25 protein-coding genes are annotated in these 22,882 nt (G+C 71.6%); 9 read left to right on the forward strand and 16 right to left on the reverse strand.

All coding sequences use genetic code 11. The features are described from left to right. The first annotated feature begins 97 nt into the window (after positions 1 to 97). Both ddaH and rocD read left to right on the forward strand, forming a co-directional pair. On the forward strand, positions 98 to 907 hold the full coding sequence (gene ddaH, locus AB0N17_RS02695; RefSeq protein WP_366009253.1) for a dimethylargininase: 810 nt from the start codon (positions 98 to 100) through the stop codon (positions 905 to 907). Further along, positions 907 to 2,124, forward strand: a complete 1,218-nt coding sequence (gene rocD / locus AB0N17_RS02700) for an ornithine--oxo-acid transaminase (RefSeq protein WP_366009254.1) — start codon at positions 907 to 909, stop codon at positions 2,122 to 2,124. Before ddaH ends, rocD begins: the two co-directional genes overlap by 1 nt. Positions 2,125 to 2,183: 59 nt before the next feature. On the opposite strand, the gene AB0N17_RS02705 is transcribed toward rocD, so the two are convergent. The 4 genes from AB0N17_RS02705 to AB0N17_RS02720 form a co-directional block, all read right to left on the reverse strand. Continuing rightward, positions 2,184 to 2,843 carry a DUF305 domain-containing protein gene (locus AB0N17_RS02705; protein WP_366009255.1) on the reverse strand — a complete coding sequence of 220 codons (660 nt, stop codon included), beginning with the start codon at positions 2,841 to 2,843 and terminating at the stop codon, positions 2,184 to 2,186. Positions 2,844 to 2,932: 89 nt separating this feature from the next. Further along, positions 2,933 to 3,334, reverse strand: a complete 402-nt coding sequence (locus AB0N17_RS02710) for a DUF6153 family protein (RefSeq protein WP_366009256.1) — start codon at positions 3,332 to 3,334, stop codon at positions 2,933 to 2,935. A gap of 67 nt (positions 3,335 to 3,401) precedes the next feature. Next, positions 3,402 to 3,932 (reverse strand): DUF4396 domain-containing protein, encoded by a 531-nt coding sequence (locus tag AB0N17_RS02715; protein WP_366009257.1) that lies wholly within the window; start codon positions 3,930 to 3,932, stop codon positions 3,402 to 3,404. 191 nt (positions 3,933 to 4,123) lie between these two features. Further along, entirely contained in the window at positions 4,124 to 5,428 is a 1,305-nt protein-coding gene (locus tag AB0N17_RS02720) for a cytochrome P450 (protein WP_366009258.1), read from the reverse strand. 292 nt (positions 5,429 to 5,720) lie between these two features. On the opposite strand from AB0N17_RS02720, the gene AB0N17_RS02725 reads away from it, so the two are divergent. Further along, positions 5,721 to 7,352, forward strand: coding sequence for an FAD-dependent monooxygenase (locus AB0N17_RS02725; RefSeq protein ID WP_366009572.1), 1,632 nt, complete (start codon positions 5,721 to 5,723; stop codon positions 7,350 to 7,352). 56 nt (positions 7,353 to 7,408) lie between these two features. Further along, positions 7,409 to 8,437: an amidohydrolase family protein gene (locus AB0N17_RS02730; RefSeq protein WP_366009259.1), complete on the forward strand. Its 1,029-nt coding sequence runs from the start codon at positions 7,409 to 7,411 to the stop codon at positions 8,435 to 8,437. Between the two features lie 107 nt (positions 8,438 to 8,544). Here AB0N17_RS02730 and AB0N17_RS02735 read toward each other — a convergent pair whose 3' ends face one another. Beyond that, positions 8,545 to 9,645 carry a right-handed parallel beta-helix repeat-containing protein gene (locus AB0N17_RS02735; RefSeq protein WP_366009260.1) on the reverse strand — a complete coding sequence of 367 codons (1,101 nt, stop codon included), beginning with the start codon at positions 9,643 to 9,645 and terminating at the stop codon, positions 8,545 to 8,547. 182 nt (positions 9,646 to 9,827) lie between these two features. Here AB0N17_RS02735 and AB0N17_RS02740 point away from each other — a divergent pair, with 182 nt between their 5' ends. Next, complete coding sequence (locus tag AB0N17_RS02740; protein ID WP_366009261.1) at positions 9,828 to 10,085, forward strand: hypothetical protein; 258 nt, start codon at positions 9,828 to 9,830, stop codon at positions 10,083 to 10,085. A gap of 67 nt (positions 10,086 to 10,152) precedes the next feature. On the opposite strand, the gene AB0N17_RS02745 is transcribed toward AB0N17_RS02740, so the two are convergent. Then, positions 10,153 to 11,655, reverse strand: coding sequence for an MFS transporter (locus AB0N17_RS02745; RefSeq protein WP_366009262.1), 1,503 nt, complete (start codon positions 11,653 to 11,655; stop codon positions 10,153 to 10,155). 239 nt (positions 11,656 to 11,894) lie between these two features. Here AB0N17_RS02745 and AB0N17_RS02750 point away from each other — a divergent pair, with 239 nt between their 5' ends. Together AB0N17_RS02750 and AB0N17_RS02755 are read left to right on the forward strand one after the other, a co-directional pair. Beyond that, entirely contained in the window at positions 11,895 to 12,614 is a 720-nt protein-coding gene (locus AB0N17_RS02750; protein ID WP_366009263.1) for a lysophospholipid acyltransferase family protein, read from the forward strand. A gap of 71 nt (positions 12,615 to 12,685) precedes the next feature. Next, entirely contained in the window at positions 12,686 to 13,696 is a 1,011-nt protein-coding gene (locus tag AB0N17_RS02755; RefSeq protein WP_366009573.1) for an NAD(P)-dependent oxidoreductase, read from the forward strand. 48 nt (positions 13,697 to 13,744) lie between these two features. Here AB0N17_RS02755 and AB0N17_RS02760 read toward each other — a convergent pair whose 3' ends face one another. The 8 genes from AB0N17_RS02760 to AB0N17_RS02795 form a co-directional block, all read right to left on the reverse strand. Continuing rightward, positions 13,745 to 15,343 carry an alpha/beta hydrolase gene (locus AB0N17_RS02760; protein WP_366009264.1) on the reverse strand — a complete coding sequence of 533 codons (1,599 nt, stop codon included), beginning with the start codon at positions 15,341 to 15,343 and terminating at the stop codon, positions 13,745 to 13,747. Positions 15,344 to 15,462: 119 nt separating this feature from the next. Next, complete coding sequence (locus AB0N17_RS02765) at positions 15,463 to 16,263, reverse strand: urease accessory protein UreD (RefSeq protein ID WP_366009265.1); 801 nt, start codon at positions 16,261 to 16,263, stop codon at positions 15,463 to 15,465. After that, the gene (gene ureG / locus AB0N17_RS02770) at positions 16,251 to 16,928 is read right to left on the reverse strand and encodes an urease accessory protein UreG (RefSeq protein WP_366009266.1); all 678 of its coding nucleotides are present in this window, start codon (positions 16,926 to 16,928) and stop codon (positions 16,251 to 16,253) included. Before ureG ends, AB0N17_RS02765 begins: the two co-directional genes overlap by 13 nt. A 133-nt stretch (positions 16,929 to 17,061) precedes the next feature. Beyond that, the gene (locus AB0N17_RS02775) at positions 17,062 to 17,736 is read right to left on the reverse strand and encodes an urease accessory UreF family protein (RefSeq protein ID WP_366009574.1); all 675 of its coding nucleotides are present in this window, start codon (positions 17,734 to 17,736) and stop codon (positions 17,062 to 17,064) included. A gap of 10 nt (positions 17,737 to 17,746) precedes the next feature. Further along, positions 17,747 to 19,468: an urease subunit alpha gene (locus tag AB0N17_RS02780; RefSeq protein WP_366009267.1), complete on the reverse strand. Its 1,722-nt coding sequence runs from the start codon at positions 19,466 to 19,468 to the stop codon at positions 17,747 to 17,749. Further along, positions 19,461 to 19,772, reverse strand: a complete 312-nt coding sequence (locus tag AB0N17_RS02785; protein ID WP_366009268.1) for an urease subunit beta — start codon at positions 19,770 to 19,772, stop codon at positions 19,461 to 19,463. The genes AB0N17_RS02780 and AB0N17_RS02785 overlap by 8 nt, the downstream gene beginning before the upstream one ends. A 9-nt stretch (positions 19,773 to 19,781) precedes the next feature. Beyond that, a complete protein-coding gene (locus tag AB0N17_RS02790) occupies positions 19,782 to 20,084 on the reverse strand; it encodes an urease subunit gamma (RefSeq protein WP_366009269.1) in 303 nt (100 codons plus the stop codon). A 228-nt stretch (positions 20,085 to 20,312) separates the two neighbouring features. Beyond that, positions 20,313 to 20,591 carry a type II toxin-antitoxin system Phd/YefM family antitoxin gene (locus AB0N17_RS02795; RefSeq protein WP_366009270.1) on the reverse strand — a complete coding sequence of 93 codons (279 nt, stop codon included), beginning with the start codon at positions 20,589 to 20,591 and terminating at the stop codon, positions 20,313 to 20,315. Between the two features lie 427 nt (positions 20,592 to 21,018). Here AB0N17_RS02795 and AB0N17_RS02800 point away from each other — a divergent pair, with 427 nt between their 5' ends. Next, on the forward strand, positions 21,019 to 21,249 hold the full coding sequence (locus AB0N17_RS02800) for a helix-turn-helix transcriptional regulator (protein WP_366009271.1): 231 nt from the start codon (positions 21,019 to 21,021) through the stop codon (positions 21,247 to 21,249). Between the two features lie 159 nt (positions 21,250 to 21,408). Here the strand turns inward: AB0N17_RS02800 and AB0N17_RS02805 are convergent, their stop codons facing one another. Both AB0N17_RS02805 and AB0N17_RS02810 read right to left on the reverse strand, forming a co-directional pair. Next, on the reverse strand, positions 21,409 to 21,747 hold the full coding sequence (locus AB0N17_RS02805) for a hypothetical protein (protein ID WP_366009272.1): 339 nt from the start codon (positions 21,745 to 21,747) through the stop codon (positions 21,409 to 21,411). Next, complete coding sequence (locus AB0N17_RS02810; RefSeq protein WP_366009273.1) at positions 21,744 to 21,950, reverse strand: hypothetical protein; 207 nt, start codon at positions 21,948 to 21,950, stop codon at positions 21,744 to 21,746. The genes AB0N17_RS02805 and AB0N17_RS02810 overlap by 4 nt, the downstream gene beginning before the upstream one ends. Positions 21,951 to 22,121: 171 nt before the next feature. Here AB0N17_RS02810 and AB0N17_RS02815 point away from each other — a divergent pair, with 171 nt between their 5' ends. Continuing rightward, on the forward strand, positions 22,122 to 22,874 hold the full coding sequence (locus AB0N17_RS02815; RefSeq protein ID WP_366009274.1) for a DUF6879 family protein: 753 nt from the start codon (positions 22,122 to 22,124) through the stop codon (positions 22,872 to 22,874). Positions 22,875 to 22,882 lie beyond the last annotated feature (8 nt).

Here is a 22,882-nt window from a genome sequence, read left to right on the forward strand (position 1 = left end):
GTCACCGCGCAGCTTTCTTTTCTTGTCGTCCGTATCCCTCCCTTCCTACCGTGGTGTCACCCCCCAGTGACACACAGGAAACCGGAGGAGACCCTCTGTGTCCGAACGTCGTGTGCCGCGCTCCCGGCGCTTTCTCGTCTGCGAACCCAGACACTTCGCCGTCCAGTACGCGATCAACCCCTGGATGCATCCCGACCGGCCCGTCGACGTCGACCTGGCCCATGAACAGTGGCAGGCCCTGATCGGCGCCTACCGGACCCACGGGCACACCGTCGAGGCGGTCGAGCCGGTGCCCGGCCTGCCCGACATGGTGTTCGCCGCGAACGCCGCCGTCGTGGTCGGCGGCCGGGTCTTCGGCTCCCTCTTCCACGCACCGGAGCGGCGCCCCGAGTCGCTGCACTACGACACCTGGTTCAAGGCGGCGGGCTACGACGTCCACCGCCCCGAAGCGGTGTCCGAGGGCGAGGGCGACCTGGTGTGGACGGGCCGGTACGTGCTCGCCGGCACCGGGTTCCGCACCACCCGCGAGGCGCACCGGGAGGCACAGGAGTTCCTCGGCCACCCGGTGATCGGCCTGACCCTGGTGGACGCGTACTTCTACCACCTGGACACCGCCCTGTTCGTCCTCGACGACGACAACATCTGCTACTACCCCGAGGCCTTCTCGGCGGGCAGCCGGGAGGTGCTGCGGCGGCTGTACCCGGAGGCGGTGCTCGCCACCCGTGAGGACGCGATGGCGTTCGGCCTGAACTCCGTCTCCGACGGCCGGAACGTCTTCATCGCGCCCCGCGCCGAGGCCCTCGCCGACCGTCTCGCCGACCACGGCTACGTCCCCGTCCCCGTCGACCTGTCCGAGTTCCACAAGGCCGGCGGTGGCATCAAGTGCTGCACCCAGGAGATCCGCTGATGACCGCACCCGCGCGCTCCCGTACGTCCGCCGACCTGATCCGGGCCGAGGAGCCGGTCCTCGCGCACAACTACCACCCGCTGCCGGTGGTCGTCTCCCGGGCGGAGGGCACCTGGGTCGAGGACGTCGAGGGCAACCGCTACCTCGACATGCTCGCCGGGTACTCGGCGCTGAACTTCGGCCACCGGCACCCGGCGCTGATCGAGGCCGCGCACCGTCAGCTGGACCTGCTGACGCTCACCTCGCGGGCCTTCCACAACGACCGGCTCGCCGGGTTCGCCGAGCGGCTCGCGCAGCTGACCGGGCTGGACATGGTGCTGCCGATGAACACCGGCGCGGAGGCGGTGGAGAGCGGCGTCAAGGTGGCCCGCAAGTGGGCCTACGACGTGAAGGGCGTCCCCGCCGACCGGGCGACGATCGTCGTCGCGGCGGACAACTTCCACGGCCGTACGACGACCATCGTCAGCTTCTCCACGGACGAGACGGCCCGGGCGGGCTTCGGTCCGTTCACACCGGGTTTCCGCGTCGTGCCGTACAACGACCTGGCCGCGCTGGAGGCGGCGGTCGACGAGACGACGGCGGCGGTGCTGATCGAGCCCATCCAGGGCGAGGCGGGTGTCCTCATCCCCGACGACGGCTACCTCGCCGGCGTCCGTGAACTGACCCGCCGCAAGGGCTGCCTGTTCATCGCGGACGAGATCCAGTCCGGCCTCGGCCGCACCGGCCGCACCCTCGCCGTCGAGCACGAGGACGTCCTGCCGGACGTGCTGCTGCTCGGCAAGGCCCTCGGCGGCGGCATCGTGCCGGTGTCGGCGGTGGTGGGCCGGCGCGAGGTGCTCGGGGTGCTGCACCCGGGCGAGCACGGCTCGACGTTCGGCGGCAACCCGCTCGCGGCGGCGGTCGGCACGGCGGTGATCGAGCTGCTGGAGACCGGTGAGTTCCAGCGGAGGGCCGCCGAGCTGGGGGTCGTCCTGCGGGACGGACTGACGGAGCTGGCCGGCCGGGGCGTGGTCGGCTTCCGCTCGCGCGGTCTGTGGGCGGGCGTGGACATCGACCCGGCGATCGGCACCGGCCGCGAGATCAGCGAGCGGCTGATGCGGGAGGGGATCCTGGTCAAGGACACCCACGGCTCCACGATCCGGCTGGCCCCGCCGCTGACCATCACCGCCGAGGAACTGCGCTCCGCGCTGGCCGCGCTGGAGAAGGTGCTGGCCTGAGCGGACGGCGGACGCAGGCGGGGGCCGGTGCACCACGCACCGGCCCCCGCCGTTGTGCGTCAGCTGCCGCCGAGGAGCTTCTTCATCTCCTTGATCTCGGCGGTCTGCCCGGTGACGATGTCGCCCGCCATGGCCTTGGCGGGCCCGTAGGCGCCCTTGTTCCGCTCGGCGCCGGCCATGTCGACGGCGCCCTGGTGGTGCTGGACCATCATGGTCAGGAACTTCGTGTCGAAGTCCTTGCCGCCGGCCTTGCGCAGTGCGGCCATGTCATCGTCGCTCATCATCCCGGACGTCCCGGCCATCCCGGCCATCCCGGCCATGCCGGCGTGACCCGAGCGGCCGGAGTGGTCCATGCCGGCCATGGGCACCTGCTCGCCCCAGCCCTTCAGCCAGCCGGTCATGGTGCGGATCTCGGGGTCCTGTGCCTTCTCGATGCGGGCGGCGAGGTCCTTCACCCGGTCCGAGGAGGCCCGGCCCGCGGCGAGCTTCGCCATCTCCAGGGCCTGCCGGTGGTGCGGGATCATGGTCTGTGCGAAGGCGACGTCCTGGGCGTTGTGGCGGCCGGCGCCGGCGGAGGCGCCGGGGGTGGCGGAGGCGTCGTGGCCGGGGCCGGCGTGGCCGCCGCCGTCGCTGCTCGCGCCGCATGCCGTGAGGACGAGGGCGGCGGTCGCGGTGACCGCGGCCAGGGCGGCACGACGCAGGGAGGTACGGGTGGTCATGCGGGAACTCCTGGTGTTCTGAGGTGTTTTCGGGCACGCGTGGACACGGCCGCCGCACCGTCGTCGGGTGCGGGCGGCCGGTGCGGCCTCTAGATCCGCAGGAGTTGGAGTTCGGCCAGCGAGGGCGGCGCTCGTGCGCCCTCGGGCGCCGCGGCCGCGCGGGAGCGCGGGCAGTGGGCGGACACCGGGGCGGCCACGGGGTCGGGGGCGAGTGCGGGCAACTGCGGGCCGCCGTTCACCGCGCCCGAGGCACAGGTGGGGTCCGCGTGGTGCATCCGGCTGCCACCGCAGTGGCCGTCGCCGCCCGCACAGTCGTCCGGCGCGGAGACCGCGACGGCACGGGGCGCGGACCGCATGTGCTCCGCGTGGCCCATACCCCCGCCGGGCGCCAGGGCGTGCATGCCCAGCAGCCCCGCCAGCACCGACAGCACGAGCAGCGCACGCCACCGCCGTGGGGGCGGGGGCGCGGCGTGCGGTCCGGTACTGGGCATCGGGGCCATCGTACGGGGGCCGGGGGCGGCCGGTGCCCAGGGGCGCGGTGAGTGCATCCGGGCGGGCTCAGTGGTAGGCGTGCACGACCGCGTGCCCCCTGCCGCGGCCGATCATCCACCGGTTCACGGGGGTGGTCAGCACGAAGGCCAGGACCAGGGACAGCACCAGCGACGCCCAGAACAGCCACTGGGACAGGCCCGCGTCCATGGCGCCGGGCACGCCGACCATGACGGTGTTGTCGATCAGCTCCATCACCGCGATGGACACGGTGTCGGCGGCCAGGGCGACCCTGAGCGCCTGACGGACGGGGACGCCGGCGCGCAGGACGCCGCGCATGGTCAGGGCGTAGCCGAAGACGAAGGCCAGGGCGATGGAGACGGCCACGGTGGCCCCGTTGTGCAGTCCTGCGGCGGTACCGATGACCAGGCCGAGGACCTCCCCGATGGCGCAGCCGGTGAGGCAGTGCAGTGTGGCCTGGACCGCCGTGCGCCAGGAGGTGCCGGCCGACTGTTCGTGGTGGTGCGCGTGCTCGTTGTGGTGTGTGTGTCGGTGCTCGTGAGGTGCGTCGTGCCCGTGGTCCTGCGCGGCGTGGTCCATCGTCGCTCTCCCCTTCGCGATCGGCTCTCCGGCGTCAACGCTATACCCCCAGGGGGTATTCCGGGAAGCCTGGGCGGGGAGTGCTGTCGCGGCTGCGTAACGCTCCGGGGTGCGGGCGCGCGCCGGCCCCGGCGGCGCTGCTGCCTACCGGCAGTGCGCCTGGCCGGGGCCGGGGGCCGAGGCCCGTGGGCTCACGCGATGTCGGGGATCCCGGAGGCCCAGTCCTCCAGAACCCGGGACGGGTCCAGCGCGACGGGCAGCTCGGTCAGGCCGCGGAACGCGGGGAAGGGCACGGTCAGCCACTTGGCCTCGTCGGCCGGCACGGCCAGGGTGAGCTTCGGGAAGCGGCGGAAGAGCGAGGCCAGGGCGATCTGCATCTCCATCCTCGCCAGCGGTGCGCCGAGGCAGTAGTGCGGGCCCGTACCGAATCCCAGATGGTTGCTCTGCACGCCCGGCCGGGCGATGTCGAAGGTGTCGGGGTCCTCGAACGCGGCGGCGTCCCGGTTGGCCGAGGTGACCGCGATCTGCACCAGCGAGCCCTTGGGGACGAGCGTCCCCGCGATGGTGACGTCCTCGAGCGCGTGACGGAAGGTCGCGTTCTCGACCGAGCCCTCGAAGCGGATGATCTCCTCGATGGCGTTCGGGAGCAGCTCGGGCGAGTCGATCACCCGCGTGAGCTGCTCGGGATGCGTGAGCAGTGTGTAGACGGCGTTGCCGATGAGGTAGGCGGTCGTCTTGTGGCCGGCGAACAGCAGCACCCACAGCGTGGACAGCAACTCGCCGTCCGTCAGCGACTCCTGCTCGTCCCGGGTCTGGATGAGGACGCTCAGCAGGTCGTCCTCGGGGGCCTTCCGCTTACGGGCGATCAGGACCTCGAAGTACTCCCGGAGCGCGGTCTCCGCCTCGGCCAGCCGGTCCTTGTCCTTCTTGCTGAAACCGGTCCGCGCGACGACGCTGCACCACTGCTGGACCTCCTGCCGCTCCTCCTCGGGGACACCGATCAGCTCGCAGATCACCTGCAGGGGCAGCGGGAAGGCGAAGGACGACAGCAGATCGACGGGCCGCAGGGTGGAGCACGTGTCGAGCAGCGCGTCGGTGATCTCCTGGATCCGCGGGCGCAGGGCCTCGATGCGGCGGGGGACGAAGGCGCGGTTGACGATCCGGCGCAGCCGCGTGTGCTTCGGCGGGTCGGCGAACAGCATGTTGTCGTCCAGGGCGATGGAGGAGTCGCCGAAGATGGAACGGTAGGCGTCGATGGCCGCGTACATGTCCTTGCTGATCCGCGGGTCGGCCAGGGCCGCCTTCGCGTCCTCGAAGCGCGTGACGAGATACGAGTCCACACCGTGCGGCGGGGTGAGACGGCACACCGGCGCGTGCTCACGCAGATGCCGGTAGACGGGGTGCGGATCGGACCGGTACACGGGGCAACCGCGGGACGCCGCGTCCACTGCCCGGGCTGTCTCGTCCGCGGTCTCCTGCTCTTGCATCTGAGTCATCGACGGCCCTTCTTCTCTTCCCGCAGTGGCACCGGTCGGCTGAACGCCGGAACGCAGGAATGCATTGACGCCGCTCGTGACGGGAAAACGCGATTCACCCTGACGCTGGCCTGCCTCTTCGGCACGGCGCGGACGCGGAAAAGAGGAGTGCGCCGTCCGGGGGAATGCTCGATTGCCGACCCCGGGGGCGTATGACAGGTTCGACCCCAGGGCCGCCATGCATGCGAATCGCTGCCCGATCTACCGCTGGGTCACTGGAGGAGGACGGGCCGTGGACAGGCGCGACGAAGAAATGGTGCCGGTATTGGTCGTGGGCGGTTCGCTGGTCGGACTGTCCGCGTCGGTGTTCCTGGGAAGACTGGGCGTCAGCCATACGGTCGCCGAACGCCGGGCCGCCACGTCCGAACACCCCCGGGGCCGGGGGAACAACATGCGGACCATGGAGTTGTTCCGCACCGCCGGCGTGGAACCGGACATCAGAAAGGCCGCGGCCAACCTGTCCGGCAATCACGGCATCATGCAGACGGACAGGCTGTCGGGCGGTCAGAGCAGATGGCTCTCGGCCCGGCTCACCGGCGGAGCCCCCGAGAAGGACGTGTGCTCCACCGTCCGGTGCGCGTGCAGCCAGAACGACCTGGAGCCGGTCCTGCTGGCCCACGCCCGTGAACTGGGCGGGGACGTGCGCTTCGGTACGGAGCTGGTCTCCTTCGCGGAGGACCGGGACGGCGTGACGTGCGACCTGCGCGAACGGGAGAGCGGCCGGACGTACACGATGCGCACGGCCTACCTCCTGGCGGCCGACGGGCCGCGCAGCCCCGTGCGCGAGCGTCTGGGCATCGGACAGAGCGGAGGGGGCGACCTGTTCCACAACGTCAGCGTCACCTTCCGCAGCAAGCTCCTGCGCCAGGTGGTGGGCGACCAGCGCTTCCTCGTCTGCTACCTGAACGGGACCGAGGGCGACGGGGTCCTGCTGCCCGTCGACAACGAGGAGAAGTGGGTCTTCCACATCCCGTGGTTCCCCGAGCGCGGCCAGACGCTCGAGCACTTCACCGACACGCGCATCGCGGACCACATCAGGGCCGCCGCCGGCGTACGGGACCTGGATGTCGAGGTCACCGGGCGGGCCCCGTGGCACGCGGCGGACCGGGTCGCCGACCGCTACCGGCAGGGACGCGTCTTCCTCATCGGTGACTCGGCCCACGAGATGCCCCCCACCGGCGCGTTCGGATCCAACACGGGCATCCAGGACGCTCACAACCTGGCCTGGAAGATCACCGCGGTACTGCGCGGCTGGGCGGGCGAGGGCCTGCTGGACACCTACGAGGACGAACGGCGCCCGGTCGCCCTCGCCACGATCGCCCGGGCCATCGAGCAGGCGGCGCGCGAGGAGCACCCCGGCTACGCCGCCGCGCAGGGCCCGGGCCAGAGCGCGGACCTGATGACCGTGTCCCTCGGCTACCGCTACCTCTCCACGGCCGTGTCCGGCGCGGACACCGCGGAGCCGATCATCCCGGAGACACTCCGCCTGCTGGCGGACCCCGGTACCCGGGCCCCGCACATGACCGTCGTGCACGACGGGGACACCAAGTCGACCGTGGATCTGTACGAACGGTGCTTCGTCCTGCTCTCCGGACTCCCGGACGGGCCGTGGCCGTCGGCCGCCCTCGCCGCGGCGGCCGGGCTCGGCGTCCCCCTGGTGTCCTACCGTGTCGGCGCCGGCCCGGACTTCGACCTCGACACCACGGCCGCCCACGGCACCGACGGCGGTGGCGCCGGCGCGGACTGGGCCGCCGTCCACGGCGTCACTCCCCGGGGTGCGGTGCTCGTCCGCCCCGACGGCATCGTCGCCTGGCGCTCCGCAGACCTCCCCGCGAACCCCGAGGCCGTGCTGACGCACGTCCTCGAAGGCCTCCTCAGCCGCTGATCCCGCTCTCCCGCTCTCTTACGCCCCCGGACCCTTCCACCCTAGGGAGCCCTTCCATGCCGCACGCCGCCGAGACGACCGATCTGCAAGCTCCGGGCGACATAGGCCACCGCACCGCGCTGAGCGGTGACGACGCCTCACACGAACGAATAGACGTCCACCACCACTACACCGCCCCCGAGTGGGTGTCGTGGGCCGAGAAGAACGGCATCGCGCACCGTGACAGCCTGCCGCCGTGGACCCGGTGGGACGAAACCGCCGCCCTGGACCTGATGGACCGGACCGGCACGCGCACCAGCGTCCTCACCGTCGCGATGCTGGGACGCTTCAAGGAGGCGGCGGCACGCAAGGAGAGCACGCGTGTCGCCCTCGACGCCGCCGGCGCCCTGACCACCCGGCACTCCGGCCGCTTCGCCTTCTTCACGCCCGTCTTCCTCGACGACGCCGAACTCTCCCGCTGGTCCGTCTCCTACGGAATGGACCGGCTCGGGGCCGTGGGCGTCAGCGCACGCACCAGCGCGGGCGACACGTTCCTGGGCGACCCCGCACTCGACCCGATCATGGCGGAACTGGACGAACGCGGCGCCGTCATCAGCACGCACCCCATGCAGGTGAACTCCGCCGGCGCACCGAACGGCGTACCGCCGTTCGTGTGCGACTTCCTCATGGACACCACCCGCGCCGCCCTGAGCCTGATCATGAACGGCACCCTGGACCGCTTCCCGCGGCTGACCTTCGTCCTCCCGCACGGCGGCGGGTACCTCCCCTACATCGCGAGCCGGATCGAGGTCTTCGGCCGCCAGCTCGTCCCCGCCGTCGACCCCGGCCGCGTCCGCGACTACCTGCACCGCTTCTACTACGACACGGCCGCCCCCATGTCCCCCTCGGCCACCCCCACGCTGCTGGCCGCCGCGGGTTCCTCCCGGATCCTCTACGGAAGCGACTGGCCGCCCACCCCCACGCGCGTGGTCACCGAGGTGACCACCCCCGCCCTGGACGGGGACCCCGCGCTCGGCGAGCGGGAACGCGGCCGCATCAACCGCGGGAACGCCCTGCGTCTGCTGCCCGCGCTCGCCCCTGCCTGAGCGCGCCCGGGACCCTCACGCGGGCCGCCCGCACCGGCCGGTGTGCCGGCGGTGTCCCCTCGTACCGCTCGCGGGGAGCGGCGCGAAGGGACACCGCCCGGCTCAGCTCAGCACAGCCCGGCCGGGACCGAGGTCCGGCAGAAGTTGCCGCGGAAGAGGTTGCCGCTCTTCGGGGCGTTCTGATCGACCAGGTCGGCCGGGGCGTTGCCGGTGAACCAGTTCCCTTCGACGCGGTTCTTGACGTTGGCCGCGCCCACCATGCTCTTGAACAGCACGACCCCGCCCGACAGCGGCGACCGGCCGCTGTTGCCCGCGACCACGTTGCGCGTCAGCGACACGCTCTCCGCACCGGACAGGACGATCCCGGAGCCCTGCACGAACGGCAGCCGGGCCGTCTTGGCGCAATACTTGTTGTTGCGCAGCACGTGGTTCTCCCTCACGGTGAGCGCGCCGGCCCGGGGCTTGTTCTCGTCACCGATCACGATCATCCCGGTGCAGTTCCCGGTCAGGTAGTTCCGCTGGACCGTGAGGTTGCGCAGGCGCAGCACCGTCAGGCCGTTCCGGTTGCCCTCCAGCGCGTTCCCCTCCACGACCAGGCCCCGGCTGTCCGTGGCCCCCTTCTCCGACATCGTCGTGTTGGCGAGGTACAGGCCGGCGTCACCGTTGTCGCGGGCGATGTTGTTCCTGAACACACCGCGCGTGGAGTGCTCCTGCGAGATGCCCCACTGGCCGTTGTGCTCGGCCCGCACCCGCTGCACGGTCAGGCGGTCGGTGGCCAGGGACCACACACCGACGCGGGAGAAGCCCGTCACCTTCAGGTCGGAGACGGTCACGCCCGTGACGGGCTTGTTCCTGAGGCCGACCACGCAGATGCCCTTGCCGCCCTCCACGCAGCCGACCGTGCCCTTGGGAGCGGAAAGGGCCTTCTTCAGGGGAGGCACGATCACGGTGCGCGGACCGACGCCGCGCAGGGTCAGACCGGAGGTCTTGACCGTGACACTCTCGTGGTAGGTGCCGGCCCGCACCAGGACCGTGTCACCGGCACGGGCGGCATTCACCGCCTTCTGGATCGACTCGCCCGGGTGCACCGTCAAGGTCCGCGGGGCCGCCGAGGCCGGGAAGGAGACCGCCGAGGCCGGGAAGGCACCCGGGCCCGCACCGAGAAGGACGGCGACGAACGCGGCGTGGCGAACATGGTTCCGTTTCATGTCCGGAACGTAGGACCGAATCGGCGGACACCCGCGCGACACTCGCCCGCATGCCTCCCAACGGGCGTAAAGGTTCACATCACCGGCCGCGTACGGACGACGTCGGAGTAGCAGCGGTGGCAGCCCCCTCGGGCCGTATCTAGGCTCGCTAGCGGAAACGAGCCCGCGGGAAGGAAAGAAGAATGCCGCACGCCGACGAAGAAGAGATCCGTGGTGACGCGGTCGGTACGGCGGTTCGGCCTCGGCCGTTCACGGGTGTGGCGCGTTTCGCGGTCAAGCAGGCCCATCTGCTTCCGGCTTTCCTGGTCCTCACGGTCATGATGGTGGCCCTGTGGCTCATGGGAATGCCTTTCCTACAGGCCTTGACCATTTCGACCGCGGTGAAGATTTCCATGGCCCTTTTCGCCGCGCGCCGGCTGCCCGGCGCTTCGAAGGGCTGACGCGACCGCTTCGAAGGGCTGACCCGGCCGCTTCGAAGGGCTGACGCGCCCCGGACCGGGCCCGGCCTCAGGCCCCGTGGCCCGCCTTCTCGCCCGCCCCGCTCTCCCCCGCGCCCCGCCGCAGCGTCGCCGAGAGATGGTCGCGGCCCGGACGCACCCGGCGCTCCCGCAGATCGGCCACGGCCAGGACGAGCGCGACGAGGATGATGGCCACGGCGGTGAGCAGCCCGAGCTGCAGGGCCGTCGTGGCACGGCCGTGGTGGGCGAGGTGTGCGAAATACACGGCGCCGACCACGGCGATCCCCATGGCCGAGCCGATGCGCTGGCCGGTCTGCATCACCCCGCCGGCCGCACCGGCCCGGCGTACCGGCACGAGCACGAGGGTGAGGGTCGTGTTGGGCGAGACCGTGAGACCGGACCCGAGCCCGGCGACGACCAGTGGCAGCGCCATGGCCCAGCCCACGCCCACGCCGGGCACCAGTTCAACGGCCAGCACGACGCCGAGCAGTCCGAGAACCACCCCGCTCAGGCCGATGACGACCAGGCTGCGGCCGTAGCTCATCACCAGCCGTCCGCCGAAGGCCGCGCCGACCGCCGAGGCGACCGCGAAGGGCAGGATCGTCACACCGGCGGCGAGGGCGCTGTAGGCCACGGAGTTCTGCAGGAACAGTGACAGGACGAAGAAGAGGGTGGTGAGGCCGCCGAAGAACGTGAGGCTGATCAGGGCGCCCAGGGTGAAGGAGCGCAGGGAGAAGAGCCCGAGGTCGACCAGCGGCGCCTTGCCCTGGCGGCCCCGGATCCTCTCCCACACCCAGAAGGCCCCCAGCAGCAGCGCGCCCACCGGGAGCAGTGCCCACTTCGCCCGCCCGTGCCACTGCTGTTCCTGGACCAGGGGAAGCAGCAACGCGAGCACGCCCGCGCCGAGGAGCAGTACGCCGAACGGATCGAACTTCTCCCGTCTGTCGCCCGGCACCGGGAGGCGGGGCAGCAGCCGGTGTCCCGCGACGAGGGCGGCCACCCCGATGGGCACGTTGACGAAGAACACCCAGCGCCAGCCCTCGTCCGTGCCGAACGCCTGGATCAGCAGCCCGCCCGCGAGCGGACCCACCGCGGTGGACACGGCGACGACGCTGCCGTGGAAACCGAACGCCCGGGCCCGTTCGGCGCCCTGGAACATCTGCTGGATCAGCCCGGAGGTCTGCGGGGCGACCACACCGGCGGCCGCGCCCTGGAGCAACCGGAACGCCACCAGCCAGGTGGGGCCGGCCGCGAGTCCGCACCCCACCGACGCGGCCGTGAACACGGCGAGGCCGAGCAACAGCGCCTGGCGGCGTCCACGCAGGTCACCCAGTCGCCCGGCCGGCGCCAGCGCGAGCCCGAAGGCGAGGGCGTACCCGGACACCACCCAGGACTGGGTGGCTTCGGAGGCACCGAGCCCGCGCTCCATGGACGGCAGCGCCACGTTCACGATCGACACGTCGAGCAGCGAGATGAAGCCCGCGGTCAGACAGACCCCCAGCGCTTTCCACCGCCGGTCGTCGAGAGCGGGCCGGGCCGTTTCTGTGGTCATGCGATCACGCTATGCAGTCGCGGCCGGTCGCACCAGCGGGGAACGGGAGCCGGGATGACGGCCGCGGCGGGAAGCGGGGCAGGACATCGGCCGTCCCCGTCCGAGCGAAGTGGCAGCATGACTCCGGCCGAACGTGGCTAGAGATGACCCCAGGCGCGCATGAGCCGAACCGTGGTCCCTGCACCGACCCTGGGGAGACGCCGGCCCGGCGGGGTGGCCGGCCGAGTGAGGAGTGAGCCGTGTTCTACTACCTGCTCAAGTACGTGCTGCTGGGACCCCTGCTCCGGCTGGTGTTCCGGCCCCGGATCGAGGGTCTGGAGAACGTGCCGGCACACGGCCCGGCCATCGTCGCCGGCAACCACCTCTCCTTCTCGGACCACTTTCTGATGCCGGCGATACTGAAGCGCCGCATCACCTTCCTCGCCAAGGCCGAGTACTTCACCGGGCCCGGGCTGAAGGGCCGGCTCACCGCGTTCTTCTTCCGCAGCGCCGGTCAGATCCCGGTGGACCGCTCGGGCAAGGAGGCGGGCCAGGCCGCGATCCGGGAGGGCCTCGGGGTGTTGCGCAAGGACGAGCTGCTCGGCATCTACCCGGAAGGGACGCGGTCGCACGACGGCAGGCTCTACAAGGGCAAGGTGGGTGTCGCGGTGATGGCGCTGACGGCCGGCGTCCCGGTCGTGCCCTGCGCCATGATCGGGACCTTCGAGGCCCAGCCGCCCGGCACGGTGGTCCCGAGGATCCACCCCGTCACCATCCGGTTCGGCAAGCCCCTCGACTTCTCCCGCTACGCCGGCATGGAGCACGAGAAGGCGATCCTGCGGGCCGTCACCGACGAGATCATGTACGCCATCCTGACCTTGTCGGAGCAGGAGTACGTCGACCAGTACGCGGCCGTCGTCAAGGCGGATGGGGCGGGGGCGAAGAAGGAGCGCAAGTTCCCGCGCGCCCCGCTGGGTTGAGCCTCTGCCGTCGGCAGAAGGAGCATCGCGGACCGCGCCGGCGCGCCTAGCCTTCCCGTATGAAGACGGCTGTGGTGATCGGGGCGACGGGGCAGATCGGGCGTCCGGCGGTGGAGGCGCTGGTGCGGGACGGCTGGCGGGTGACGGCCGCCTCACGGCGCGGCGGCCGCGACGGAGCGTGGGACGAGGGGGTACGAACGGTCCGGCTGGACCGCGCCGACGACGCGGCCCTGGCCGCGCTGGTCGGCGACGGCTGCGACCTGCTGCTCGACGTGGTGGCCTACGACGCCGCCCACGCACGGCAGTTGACGGCCCTGGCGGACCGGGTCGGCTCGGCGGTCGTCGTCTCCAGCGTGGCCGTGTACGAGGACGACCGGGGACGTGGGTTCGACACCCAGGGCGGACCGGACGGCTTCCCGGCCTATCCGGTGCCCGTCCCCGAGACCCAGCCGACGGCCGCTCCGGGCGAGACGTCGTACGGCACGCGCAAGGCCGCTCTGGAGCGCGAACTGCTCGCGGCGGGCGAGAAGTTGCCGGTGACCCTGCTGCGGGCGGGCGCGGTGCACGGGCCGCACAGTCCGCTGCCCCGCGAGCTGTACTTCGTGAAGCGGAATCTCGACGGGCGGCGCGAACGGGTGCTGGCGTACCGGGGCGAGAGCCGGTTCCATCCGTCGAGCGCCCGGAACATCGCCGAGCTGGTCCGGCTGGCCGCGGCCCGGCCCGGTTCCCGGGTGCTGAACGCCTGTGACGGTGAGGCGCCGACGGTCGCGGAGATCGGCGCGGCGGTCGACGCGGCCATGGGGGTCAGCACGCGGACGACCCTCCTCGACGGTCCGCCCGCCGGCTCCGTCGGACAGACTCCGTGGTCGGTGCCGCTGCCGGTCGTCTTCGACATGGCCGCCGCCGAGCGGGAGTTGGGCTACCGCCCGGTGGTTTCCTACGCCGAGAGCCTGCCGGCGACGGTCGAGTGGCTGACCGGTGTGCTCGGCGGGCGTAAGTGGCGGGAGTGCTTCCCGCTCCTCGCCCGTGCGTATCCCGACCTCTTCGACTACACGGCGGAGGACGCCTGGCGCACGGCATGAGCGAGGGGCGGCCGAAGGCTCCGGCCGCCCCTCGTCAGACCGGAACGGTTACGGCTTGGGCGTGGCGTGCGGGGTGCAGGTCACGTCCGAGCCGTCCAGCTTGCCGTCGATCAGGTAGGCGTCCACGCGCTGGTTGATGCACGGGTTGACCAGGCCGGTCACACCGTGCGAGCCCGCGTCCTTCTCGGTGATCAGACGGGAGCCGTGGAAGCGCTTGTGCAGCTCGACCGCGCCCTCGTACGGGGTGGCGGCGTCCCGGGTGGACTGCACGATCAGCACCTGGGGCAGGCCCTTGTGGGTCGTGACGTCGACCGGGTTCTGCTGCTTGACCGGCCAGGTGGCGCAGGGCAGGTTCATCCAGGCGTTGGCCCAGGTCATGAACGGGTAGTCCTTGTTGAGCCGGGTGTTGTCCCGGTCCCACGTGTGCCAGCTGGTGGGCCACTTGGCGTCGGTGCACTCGACGGCGGTGTAGACGGCGTTGCCGTTCTCCGAGGAGATGTTGCCCGCGGTGTCCGACAGGTCCGGGGCGGCGGCGTCGACCAGCGCCTGGGTGTCACCGGCGACGTACTTGCTGAACACCGTGGCGACCGGCACCCACGAGGAGTCGTAGTACGGCGCGCTCTGGAAGAAGGAGATCAGCTCGGCCGGGCCGACGACCCCGCCGAGAGGGCTCTTCTTGGCGGTGGCGCGCAGTTCGAGCCACTTGGCCTGGACGGCCGCGCGGGTGGTGCCGAGGTGGAAGGAGGCGTCGTTGGCGGCGACCCAGTCCTCCCAGTCCTTCCAGCGGCCCTCGAACGCGATGTCCTGGCCCAGGTTGGCCTGGTACCAGATGTTGTCGCGGGCGGGGTTGACCACGCTGTCCACGATCATGCGGCGCAGGTGGCCCGGGAAGAGGGTGCCGTAGACGGCGCCGAGGTAGGTGCCGTAGGAGACGCCCAGGTAGTTCAGCTTCTTCTCGCCGAGCGCGGCGCGGATGACGTCCAGGTCGCGCGCGGTGTTCGGCGTGGTCATCTGCTGGAGCATCGCCCGGCCGGTGCGGTCCAGGCAGCCGTCCGCGTACTGGCGGGCCAGCTTGCGCTGCGCGCTCTTGTCGGCCTCGGTGTCCGGCACCGGGTCCGCCTTCGGCGCCTTCACGAACTCCTGCGGGTCCTCGCAGGAGATGGGCGCCGAGTGACCGACGCCGCGCGGGTCGAAGCCGATGAAGTCGTAGGCCTTGGCGACGTTCGCCCAGACGGGGTTCTTGTTCGTGACCCGGGTCGGGAAGCGCAGCCCCGAACCGCCGGGGCCGCCCGGGTTGTAGACGAGCGAGCCCTGACGCTCGCTCTGGGTGCCGGTGTTGCCGATGCGGTCGACGGCGAGCTTGATCTGCTTGCCGTACGGGTGTGCGTAGTCGACGGGCACGCTGACCCAGCCGCACTGGATGGGCTTGGCGAACCCCCAGTCGGCCGGGCAGTCCTGCCAGTCGATGCCGGTCTCGGCCGCGCGGGCGGCGGCAATCTCGGCGCCCTTGGCCTCCCGGTCCTGGCTCGGCCGGCCCGCGGCATCGGCCGCGGGCGCCGAGACGGCACCGGCGATCAGCGTGGCGGTGACGAGCGCTCCGGCCGAACCGAGCGCCAAAAGGCGGCTCTTCGGTCTGTTCTCCCTCACGTGGGCCCCTCCCCCTACATCAGGATCGCTGCGAGTGGTCAGTCCGGGGATCCTCTCGGCTGTGAGTCGCCTGGGAACAGGGGTCGCCGCCCATCTTTACCAATCCGATAACCGGACGATCATGTTCGTGCCGCGACGTGTCGTCCCGTGTTCCGGTCCAGCCGGGCCAAGGCCTGGTCCAGGACCCGTCGCAGGCGCAGCGCGTCCGGCGCCACGGCGCCGACCAGGACCGCCGGACCGGCCAGCGGTGTCAGGGCGGCGCACTCGTCCACCACCTGAGGCTCGACCGGATGCTCTGCGAACTCAGGTCGCACGACGACGAGTTGACCCACCGCCCGATGCCCGGCCAGCACCGCCGGGCCGTCCCAGCCGCCCGGCGCGCCGGGCCCGCAGGCCAGTTCCTGGTCCAGCACAGTCCGGCCCGCGACCCGGACGGTCAGCCGGCTGGTGAGCCGCCCGGGTTCCTCCCCGGCCCGCCCGAGCACCTGTTCCTCGCGCAGCACGAGCCGGGCGCCGGCGCCGAGTTCGGCCCGCGTGGCGACGTACAGGTCGCTGCCCCTGGCGGAGATCAACTGCTCCGGCAGCCAATGCAGTTCGGCGCCGTCGGCCACGTCGAGCCGCACGTCGTAGCGGGCCTCGCCCCCTGCCTGGCCGGGCAGCGCGAGGGTGGCGGCGGCCGACCCGACGTGCAGCCGGGCGCCCTCCTCCACCCGCGCGGTGAGGGTGAAGCGGTCCCCGCCGAGGGGGCCGCTCATCGCGCCGACCACCATGACCTTCGCCTCGGCGCCGGCCGACCGGGTGCGGCGCAGGGCCAGCGGGCCCTCGCCGTCCAGCACGGGCAGCGCCGTACCGCCCCGGCCGTCGGCGCGGGCGACGATCCGCGCGTCCGCCCGGACCCCGGTGGCCGTCACGCCGTCCACGCGGCGAGCCGCCCGCGCACCCAGGCGGCCACGTCGGCGACACCGCTCTCGCCGCGCAACGACTGCAGCACCACCGGGAGTTCGGCCCGCTGCGCCTTGGCGTCGGCGGCCATCCGGGCGAGGTCGGAGCCGACGTACGGGGCGAGGTCGGTCTTGTTGACGACGAGGAGGTCGGCGGTGGTGACACCGGGGCCGCCCTTGCGCGGGATGTCGTCACCGCCGGCCACGTCGATGACGAAGATCTGCGCGTCCACGAGCCCCTTGGAGAAGGTGGCGGTGAGGTTGTCGCCGCCGGACTCGACGAGGATCAGGTCCAGCGGTCCGACCGCCTCCTCCAGGTCCTCGACGGCTTCGAGGTTGGCGGAGATGTCGTCGCGGATCGCGGTGTGCGGGCAGGCGCCCGTCTCGACGGCCGTGATCCGCTCAGGCGGCAGCACGGCCTCCCGGAGCAGGAACTCGGCGTCCTCGCGGGTGTAGATGTCGTTGGTGACGACGGCGAGGGACAGCTCCTCGCGCAGGGCCCGGCAGAGCGCGGCGACGGTGGCGGTCTTGCCGGATCCGACGGGCCCGCCGAGCCCGATGCGCAGGGCGCGGCGGCTGCCGTCGGGGCGGTGGGCGTCCGCGCTGAGGGCGGCGGCGCCGTGGTGGGTGTGGTCGAGGTGCATGTACGGCTCCTAGGTGGCCGGCCTGGTCCGCTCGGCCCGTCCGGGGCCGGGGGCCGAGGCCGTTCAGGCCGGTCGGGGGTCCCGGGGCCGAAGCCCTCGGGGGTGGGACGGGCAGGGACGGCGGGGGCGGTGTCTACGACGCGAACAGCCGCGCGGGCCAGGCCGCGTGCCACTGCGCGCCGATCTCCAGCAAGGGCCCGGACGACGCAGGCAGCGCGTCCACACCCTCGTCGAGCGCTCTGCGCGCCGCGCCCACCGCCGCGTCCGCGACCCGGTCCAGCTCCGGCGCCAGCCGGGCCAGCACGCCGGTCGCGTCGAACGGGTCGAGGCTCAGCAGGCGCACGGTGGCGCTCGCGGGCCCGCTCACGCTCTCGTACGCCGCGCAGTACGCCGCGTCCTCGGGCCCGAGACCGGCCGTCCGCGCCGCGATCCCGAGCACCACCGGCTGGTGCGCCCCCTTGGGGAACGCCCCTGCCAGCGCTTCGAGTTCGGCCGACGGCCAGGTCGCGCGCGCGGCCCGCAGCAGTTGCCGCCCCAGCCGCCGCGCGGACGCCCGCAGGGCCGGGGCGGGGGTACGGGCGTCCGCCGCCGCGTCCAGCTCCGTGGGGTCCACGCCGAGTACGGCGGCTGCCGCGAGCGCGCCCGCGACCAGTCCGACGGTGTGCAGCCGGCCCCGGCAGAAGTCCTCCAGGCTCGCGGCGGAGGTGATCCGGCCCGCCGTGACGGCGGCCTCCGCCCCGCCGGAGTGCGCGTGCCCTCCGGCGGGGAAGCGGCCGTCGGCCAGGACGAGAAGTGCCGCTCGTGACATCACGCCGCCATCAGAAGAGGAAGTAGCGCTGGGCCATGGGAAGTTCGGCGGCCGGTGTCGCCTCGACCAGCTCGCCGTCGATGTGCACGGCGAAGCTGTCGGGGTCGATCCGTACGTCCGGCAGGGCGTCGTTCTCGCGCAGGTCGGCCTTGGTGACGCCGCGCGTCGACTCGATCGCCACGAACCGCTTGCCGAGCCCCAGCCGCTCCGGCAGCCCGTCGTCGAGCGCCGCCCCGGCCACGAAGTTGACCGAGTTGGCGGCGGGGGCGCGGCCGATCGCGCCGTACATCGGGCGGGGCAGGATCGGCTGTGGGGTGGGGATGGAGGCGTTGGCGTCGCCCATCTGCGCGTAGGCGATCTGGCCGCCCTTGAGCACGAGCAGCGGCTTGACCCCGAAGAACGCGGGCTCCCACAGCACCAGGTCGGCGAGCTTGCCGGACTCGACCGAGCCGATCTCGGCGGCGAGGCCCTGGGCGAGCGCCGGGTTGATCGTGTACTTGGCGACGTAGCGCCGGGCCCGGTGGTTGTCCGCGCGGCCGTCGCCCGGCAGCGCGCCCCGTCGGCGCTTCATGACGTGGGCGGTCTGCCAGGTGCGCAGGATCACTTCGCCGACGCGTCCCATGGCCTGGGAGTCGGAGGAGATGATCGAGATCGCGCCGAGGTCGTGGAGGATGTCCTCCGCGCCGATGGTGGACGGCCGGATCCGGGACTCGGCGAAGGCGAGGTCCTCGGGGACGGCCGGGTTGAGGTGGTGGCACACCATCAGCATGTCGAGGTGTTCCTCGGTCGTGTTGACGGTGAAGGGCCGGGTCGGGTTGGTGGAGCTGGGCAGCACGTTCGGCTGCGAGACCACGCTCATGATGTCGGGCGCGTGCCCGCCGCCGGCGCCCTCGGTGTGGTACGAGTGGATGCCCCGGCCCGCGATCGCGGCGAGGGTGTCGCCGACGAAGCCGGCCTCGTTCAGCGTGTCGGTGTGGATGGCCACCTGGATGCCCGTCCGGTCCGCCACGGTCAGCGCGGCGTCGATGACGGCCGGGGTGGAACCCCAGTCCTCGTGCAGCTTCAGGCCGACGGCGCCGCCGCGGATCTGCGAGAGCATCGCCTCGTGCGAGACGGTGTTGCCCTTGCCGAGGAAGCCGACGTTGACGGGATAGGCCTCCATCGCCTCGAACATCCGCGCGAGGTGCCAGGGGCCGGGCGTCACGGTGGTGGCCTTGGAGCCCTCGGCGGGGCCGGTGCCGCCGCCGACCAGCGTGGTGATGCCGGAGGCCAGCGCCTCGTCGGCGACCTGCGGGCAGATGAAGTGGACGTGCGCGTCGATGGCGCCGGCCGTGAGGATCCGCCCGTTGCCCGCGATGATCTCGGTCTCGGGGCCGATGACCAGGTCGGGGTGGACACCGTCCATGGTGTCGGGGTTGCCGGCCTTGCCGAGCGCGGTGATCCGGCCGTCCCGGATGCCGACGTCGGCCTTGACGACGCCCCAGTGGTCGACGATCACCACGCCGGTGATCACGGTGTCCGGGGTGCCCTCGGCCCGGGTGGCGCGGGACTGCCCCATGGACTCGCGGATGACCTTGCCGCCGCCGAAGACCGCCTCGTCCCCGGACGCGCCGGGGCCGCCGGAGCGGTCCTCCTCGATCTCGATCAGCAGGTCGGTGTCGGCGAGCCGGATGCGGTCACCGATGGTGGGCCCGAACAGGTCCGCGTAGGCGCCGCGGGAGATCTCAGGCATCGAGGGCACCTCCGGTCTCCCCGCGCAGGCCCGGCACGATCCGGGCGCCGGTGAGGGCCACGAGCTCGACGTCGACGGGGATGCCGGGCTCGAAGCGCACGGCGGTGCCCGCGGCGACGTTCAGCCGCTTGCCGCGGGCGGCTTCGCGGTCGAACTCCAGGCCGGGGTTGGCCTCGGCGAAGTGGTAGTGGGAGCCCACCTGGACGGGCCGGTCGGCGGCGTTGAGAACGGTCAGCCGGGTGACCTCGCGGCCGGCGTTGAAGGGGACGGGGCCGTCCGCGAACAGGATCTCTCCGGGAATCATCGCGGCCCCTCAGATGATCGGCTCGTGCACGGTGACGAGCTTGGTGCCGTCCGGAAAGGTGGCTTCCACCTGGACGTCGTGGATCATCTCCGCGACGCCCTCCATGACGTCGTCCCGGCTCAGCAACTTGCGTCCGGAGGACATCAGTTCGGCGACCGTGCGGCCGTCACGCGCGCCCTCGAGGACGTGCGACGTGATGAGGGCGACCGCTTCGGGGTGGTTGAGCCTGAGGCCGCGGGCCCTGCGCTTCTCGGCGACGTCGGCCGCCACGTGAATGAGCAGCCTCTCTTGCTCGTGCGGGGTCAGTTGCACGTCCCACCTCACAGTCCTTGCTCCGGACCGTGCGGGGTCCGGCTGCCGCAGCCACCGCGACGGGGATAGATGTAACACACAGACAAATCCCCGGGATCGCCGTCAATTCGGGCAGAAAATCCCCTGGTGGCATGGATCCGCAGGCTAGTTCGCCGGAGTTTCAACGACGTTAACCAGACCTTGATCAGCGCATGACCGCGCGATGGTCTCACTCTTACGGGTGGCGGCTCACCGCATGCCGGGCCTGCGGTGCTCGGCCGCGATGCCGAAGCGCTGCTGCTCCCGCACGGCGGAACCGACCTCGTGGACCCCCGACACGGAGCTGATGACCTGCTCCTCGGCCGGCTCGTCGAGCGCGTCGAGCCGCTCCAGGTCGGCGGCCGAGACCAGCGCGACCAACGGCTTGCCGTGCCGGGTCACGACGACGCGCTCACCGCCGTACACCACGCGGTTGATCAGGTCGGCGAGCTCAGCCCTGGCTTGCGTCACCGGAATCTCGTAGGCCATGTCCCTAGCTTACGGAGCGTCCATGGCTTCCGGTCGGTCCGGGAATTCACTGGAATGGAGTAGCCGAGGGCGGCCGCGGAAGCTGTCTCACGCAGGGGCTGTGAGATGTGTGTGAGATGAGCAGCCATCGAAGCGCGCTGCTCACGGCCAGAACAGGCCCCGGCCGGCAGAGGTTTCCGGTTCCTCCGCCGACCGGGGCCGTGCGTTCAGACCGTAGCGTAGGTCGAACGTGCGTTCTAGACCTCTGGCTGGCATATGCCTCGCGAGCGAGAGAAAGACCCGCCCCGTCAGAGGTTTCCGGTCCTCCGGACGGGGCGGGCGCCTGGTGCACCGGTTACAGGTGCATATATCTGCCGGTACCCGCAGTGAGCAAGATTTACCACCGGCTGGTAAAGACTTTTTGCCAAGATCATTCCAGCGTGGTCGGGTGCTCGACCCCTTCCCCGACTGGGTGCTCCGCCGCCGGCAGCAGATCGGCTCACAGATCCGCGAAGCCCGCCGCGCCGCGAGCCTGTCCCAAGTCCAACTCGGGGAGCGCATCGGTCGCGACCACAAGACCATCCACCGATGGGAAGCCGGAGCCACCAACCCGACGCTCACCGACCTGCTGCTCGTCGCCGACGCCGTCGACGTGCCCCTCGCCCACCTGCTTCGCTGACTCCCCCTTATGCGCGGAACCGGCGCGCCGGGTAGGTCTGTCGCGGCAGGGACCGGCAAGGCAAGGGGCACACGAAGACCGTGCTGCTCGCGCCGCTTCCTGTCTCAACGGTGACCGGCTTTGGCTCACCCTTGATCGGCTTTTCGCATCGTGCGCACATCATCGGCGTAGCTCCAGGGCCAGGCGACGCAGCGCACGGTGCGTGTCACAGAGGGTCGGGTCGTCCACGCACTGCTCGCAGGATCCCTGGTGGGTCTTATAGGCGGCCAGGACCGTCTGCAGCGTGCACCGGCGGCAGCCGCGCGGGAACCAGCGGCCGACCACACCGGCGATGCTGTTGTACCGCTGCTCGAGATCGACGGAGGTGTCGCCGTGCAGCTCGGTACCGCACCACACACAGTCGGCGCCGCGTAACTGCTCGGCGGTCAGCCGCGCGGTGCCCGGCAGTTCGAGGGACGCCAGGGTCTTGCGCTGTGCCGTGGGCGCGGCGGTCGTCATGCCGCCGCCCCTCCACGCTGGAGGGCCTCAGCCAGACGCACGGCGACAGGGGCGCGGACGCGGCCGAGGTCGACGAGCGCCAGCGACGGCGACCCGGGGTCGACGCCGAGCGACGGCAGGACGATCCCAGCCTGGTCGAGCGCGGCCCGGAGCGCCTCGACCGCGGTGAACGGGTCAACGTCTTGGTCAGTTGGTGAGGCCATGAACGGGACCGTACGAAGGAGGAGTTGACGTGAGCCAGGTGATGTTCTCGAATGTTCTCGAAGGATGACCGATTGTTCGCGTGTGGTCTCGTGGCGGGGCCGTCCCGCTGTGGAAGCGGGCCATCGGTGCCGTGATGCTGGTGGCGACAAACCCGTTCCGAGGGAGGCGACATGGCGCGACGACTGCGGTTCACCGGCACGGACAGCAAGAACGGCGGCTGCCCGGCGATTCACGAGGACGTCGACACAGGTGAGGTGGTCGTGCAGGGGCGACCGCTGACGGACCCGGAAGACCTCGCCCAGCTGCAGCACTTCGGCCCAGATGACGCCGCGGTGGTTGTGCCTCGGGAGCTGCTGGTCAACCACGCGCCGAAGGAGATGGGCCGCGTGTCGAAGATCATCAGTCTGGAGGAGTTCGGCCAGCTCTTCCACCACTTCGAGCACTCCGCCTGGCACCTGGAAACCCGGCGTGGCTACGCCTCCGACCGACATGATCCGGCCTTCGCGGAGTTCCTCGACACAGGCGAGGCGCCCATGGACCTCGACAGCGACTGGTGCGCGAACATCAGCGCACAGACGGCAGCCGGCAAGTACGTGGGCCGCGTCCGGGTGGTCGACAACCCGCCCACCGAGGGCCAGCTGTTCCTGCTCAGCTACGCCCGGTGCAACGCGGCCACGGGCGAGGACGCGAGGAACCTGTGGCGGGCCACCGCCGACCAGGCGCACCTGCCCGCAGAAGACTTCTGGATCTTCGATAGTCGCCTCGTCGCCGTGCTGCGGTTCGACAGCGATGACGAGTTCCACGACGTGGAGGTCATCACCGAGCCGGCCGAAGTGCTGCGGTACTGCCAGGTCCGGGACGCCGCCGTCCACGCGTCCGTTCCGTACGACCAGTTCGCAGCCCAGCTCGGCGCGAAGGAGTAGTGAGCGGC

The organism is Streptomyces sp. NPDC051133, assembly GCF_040682635.1.
In the GTDB taxonomy this organism is placed as follows: domain Bacteria; phylum Actinomycetota; class Actinomycetes; order Streptomycetales; family Streptomycetaceae; genus Streptomyces.

Excerpts from the sequence above, each read along its gene's own strand:
- AB0N17_RS02815 (WP_366009274.1), top strand. The coding sequence starts at position 22,122 with ATGGCGCGACGACTGCGGTTCACCGGCACGGACAGCAAGAACGGCGGC.
- AB0N17_RS02705 (WP_366009255.1), bottom strand. The coding sequence starts at position 2,843 with ATGACCACCCGTACCTCCCTGCGTCGTGCCGCCCTGGCCGCGGTCACC.
- AB0N17_RS02810 (WP_366009273.1), bottom strand. The coding sequence starts at position 21,950 with ATGGCCTCACCAACTGACCAAGACGTTGACCCGTTCACCGCGGTCGAG.
- AB0N17_RS02745 (WP_366009262.1), bottom strand. The coding sequence starts at position 11,655 with ATGACCACAGAAACGGCCCGGCCCGCTCTCGACGACCGGCGGTGGAAA.
- AB0N17_RS02715 (WP_366009257.1), bottom strand. The coding sequence starts at position 3,932 with ATGGACCACGCCGCGCAGGACCACGGGCACGACGCACCTCACGAGCAC.
- ureG (WP_366009266.1), bottom strand. The coding sequence starts at position 16,928 with ATGCACCTCGACCACACCCACCACGGCGCCGCCGCCCTCAGCGCGGAC.
- AB0N17_RS02805 (WP_366009272.1), bottom strand. The coding sequence starts at position 21,747 with ATGACGACCGCCGCGCCCACGGCACAGCGCAAGACCCTGGCGTCCCTC.
- AB0N17_RS02795 (WP_366009270.1), bottom strand. The coding sequence starts at position 20,591 with ATGGCCTACGAGATTCCGGTGACGCAAGCCAGGGCTGAGCTCGCCGAC.
- AB0N17_RS02740 (WP_366009261.1), top strand. The coding sequence starts at position 9,828 with ATGCCGCACGCCGACGAAGAAGAGATCCGTGGTGACGCGGTCGGTACG.
- rocD (WP_366009254.1), top strand. The coding sequence starts at position 907 with ATGACCGCACCCGCGCGCTCCCGTACGTCCGCCGACCTGATCCGGGCC.
- AB0N17_RS02775 (WP_366009574.1), bottom strand. The coding sequence starts at position 17,736 with ATGTCACGAGCGGCACTTCTCGTCCTGGCCGACGGCCGCTTCCCCGCC.
- AB0N17_RS02710 (WP_366009256.1), bottom strand. The coding sequence starts at position 3,334 with ATGCCCAGTACCGGACCGCACGCCGCGCCCCCGCCCCCACGGCGGTGG.
- AB0N17_RS02785 (WP_366009268.1), bottom strand. The coding sequence starts at position 19,772 with ATGATTCCCGGAGAGATCCTGTTCGCGGACGGCCCCGTCCCCTTCAAC.
- AB0N17_RS02730 (WP_366009259.1), top strand. The coding sequence starts at position 7,409 with ATGCCGCACGCCGCCGAGACGACCGATCTGCAAGCTCCGGGCGACATA.
- AB0N17_RS02780 (WP_366009267.1), bottom strand. The coding sequence starts at position 19,468 with ATGCCTGAGATCTCCCGCGGCGCCTACGCGGACCTGTTCGGGCCCACC.
- AB0N17_RS02720 (WP_366009258.1), bottom strand. The coding sequence starts at position 5,428 with ATGACTCAGATGCAAGAGCAGGAGACCGCGGACGAGACAGCCCGGGCA.
- AB0N17_RS02735 (WP_366009260.1), bottom strand. The coding sequence starts at position 9,645 with ATGAAACGGAACCATGTTCGCCACGCCGCGTTCGTCGCCGTCCTTCTC.
- AB0N17_RS02725 (WP_366009572.1), top strand. The coding sequence starts at position 5,721 with ATGGTGCCGGTATTGGTCGTGGGCGGTTCGCTGGTCGGACTGTCCGCG.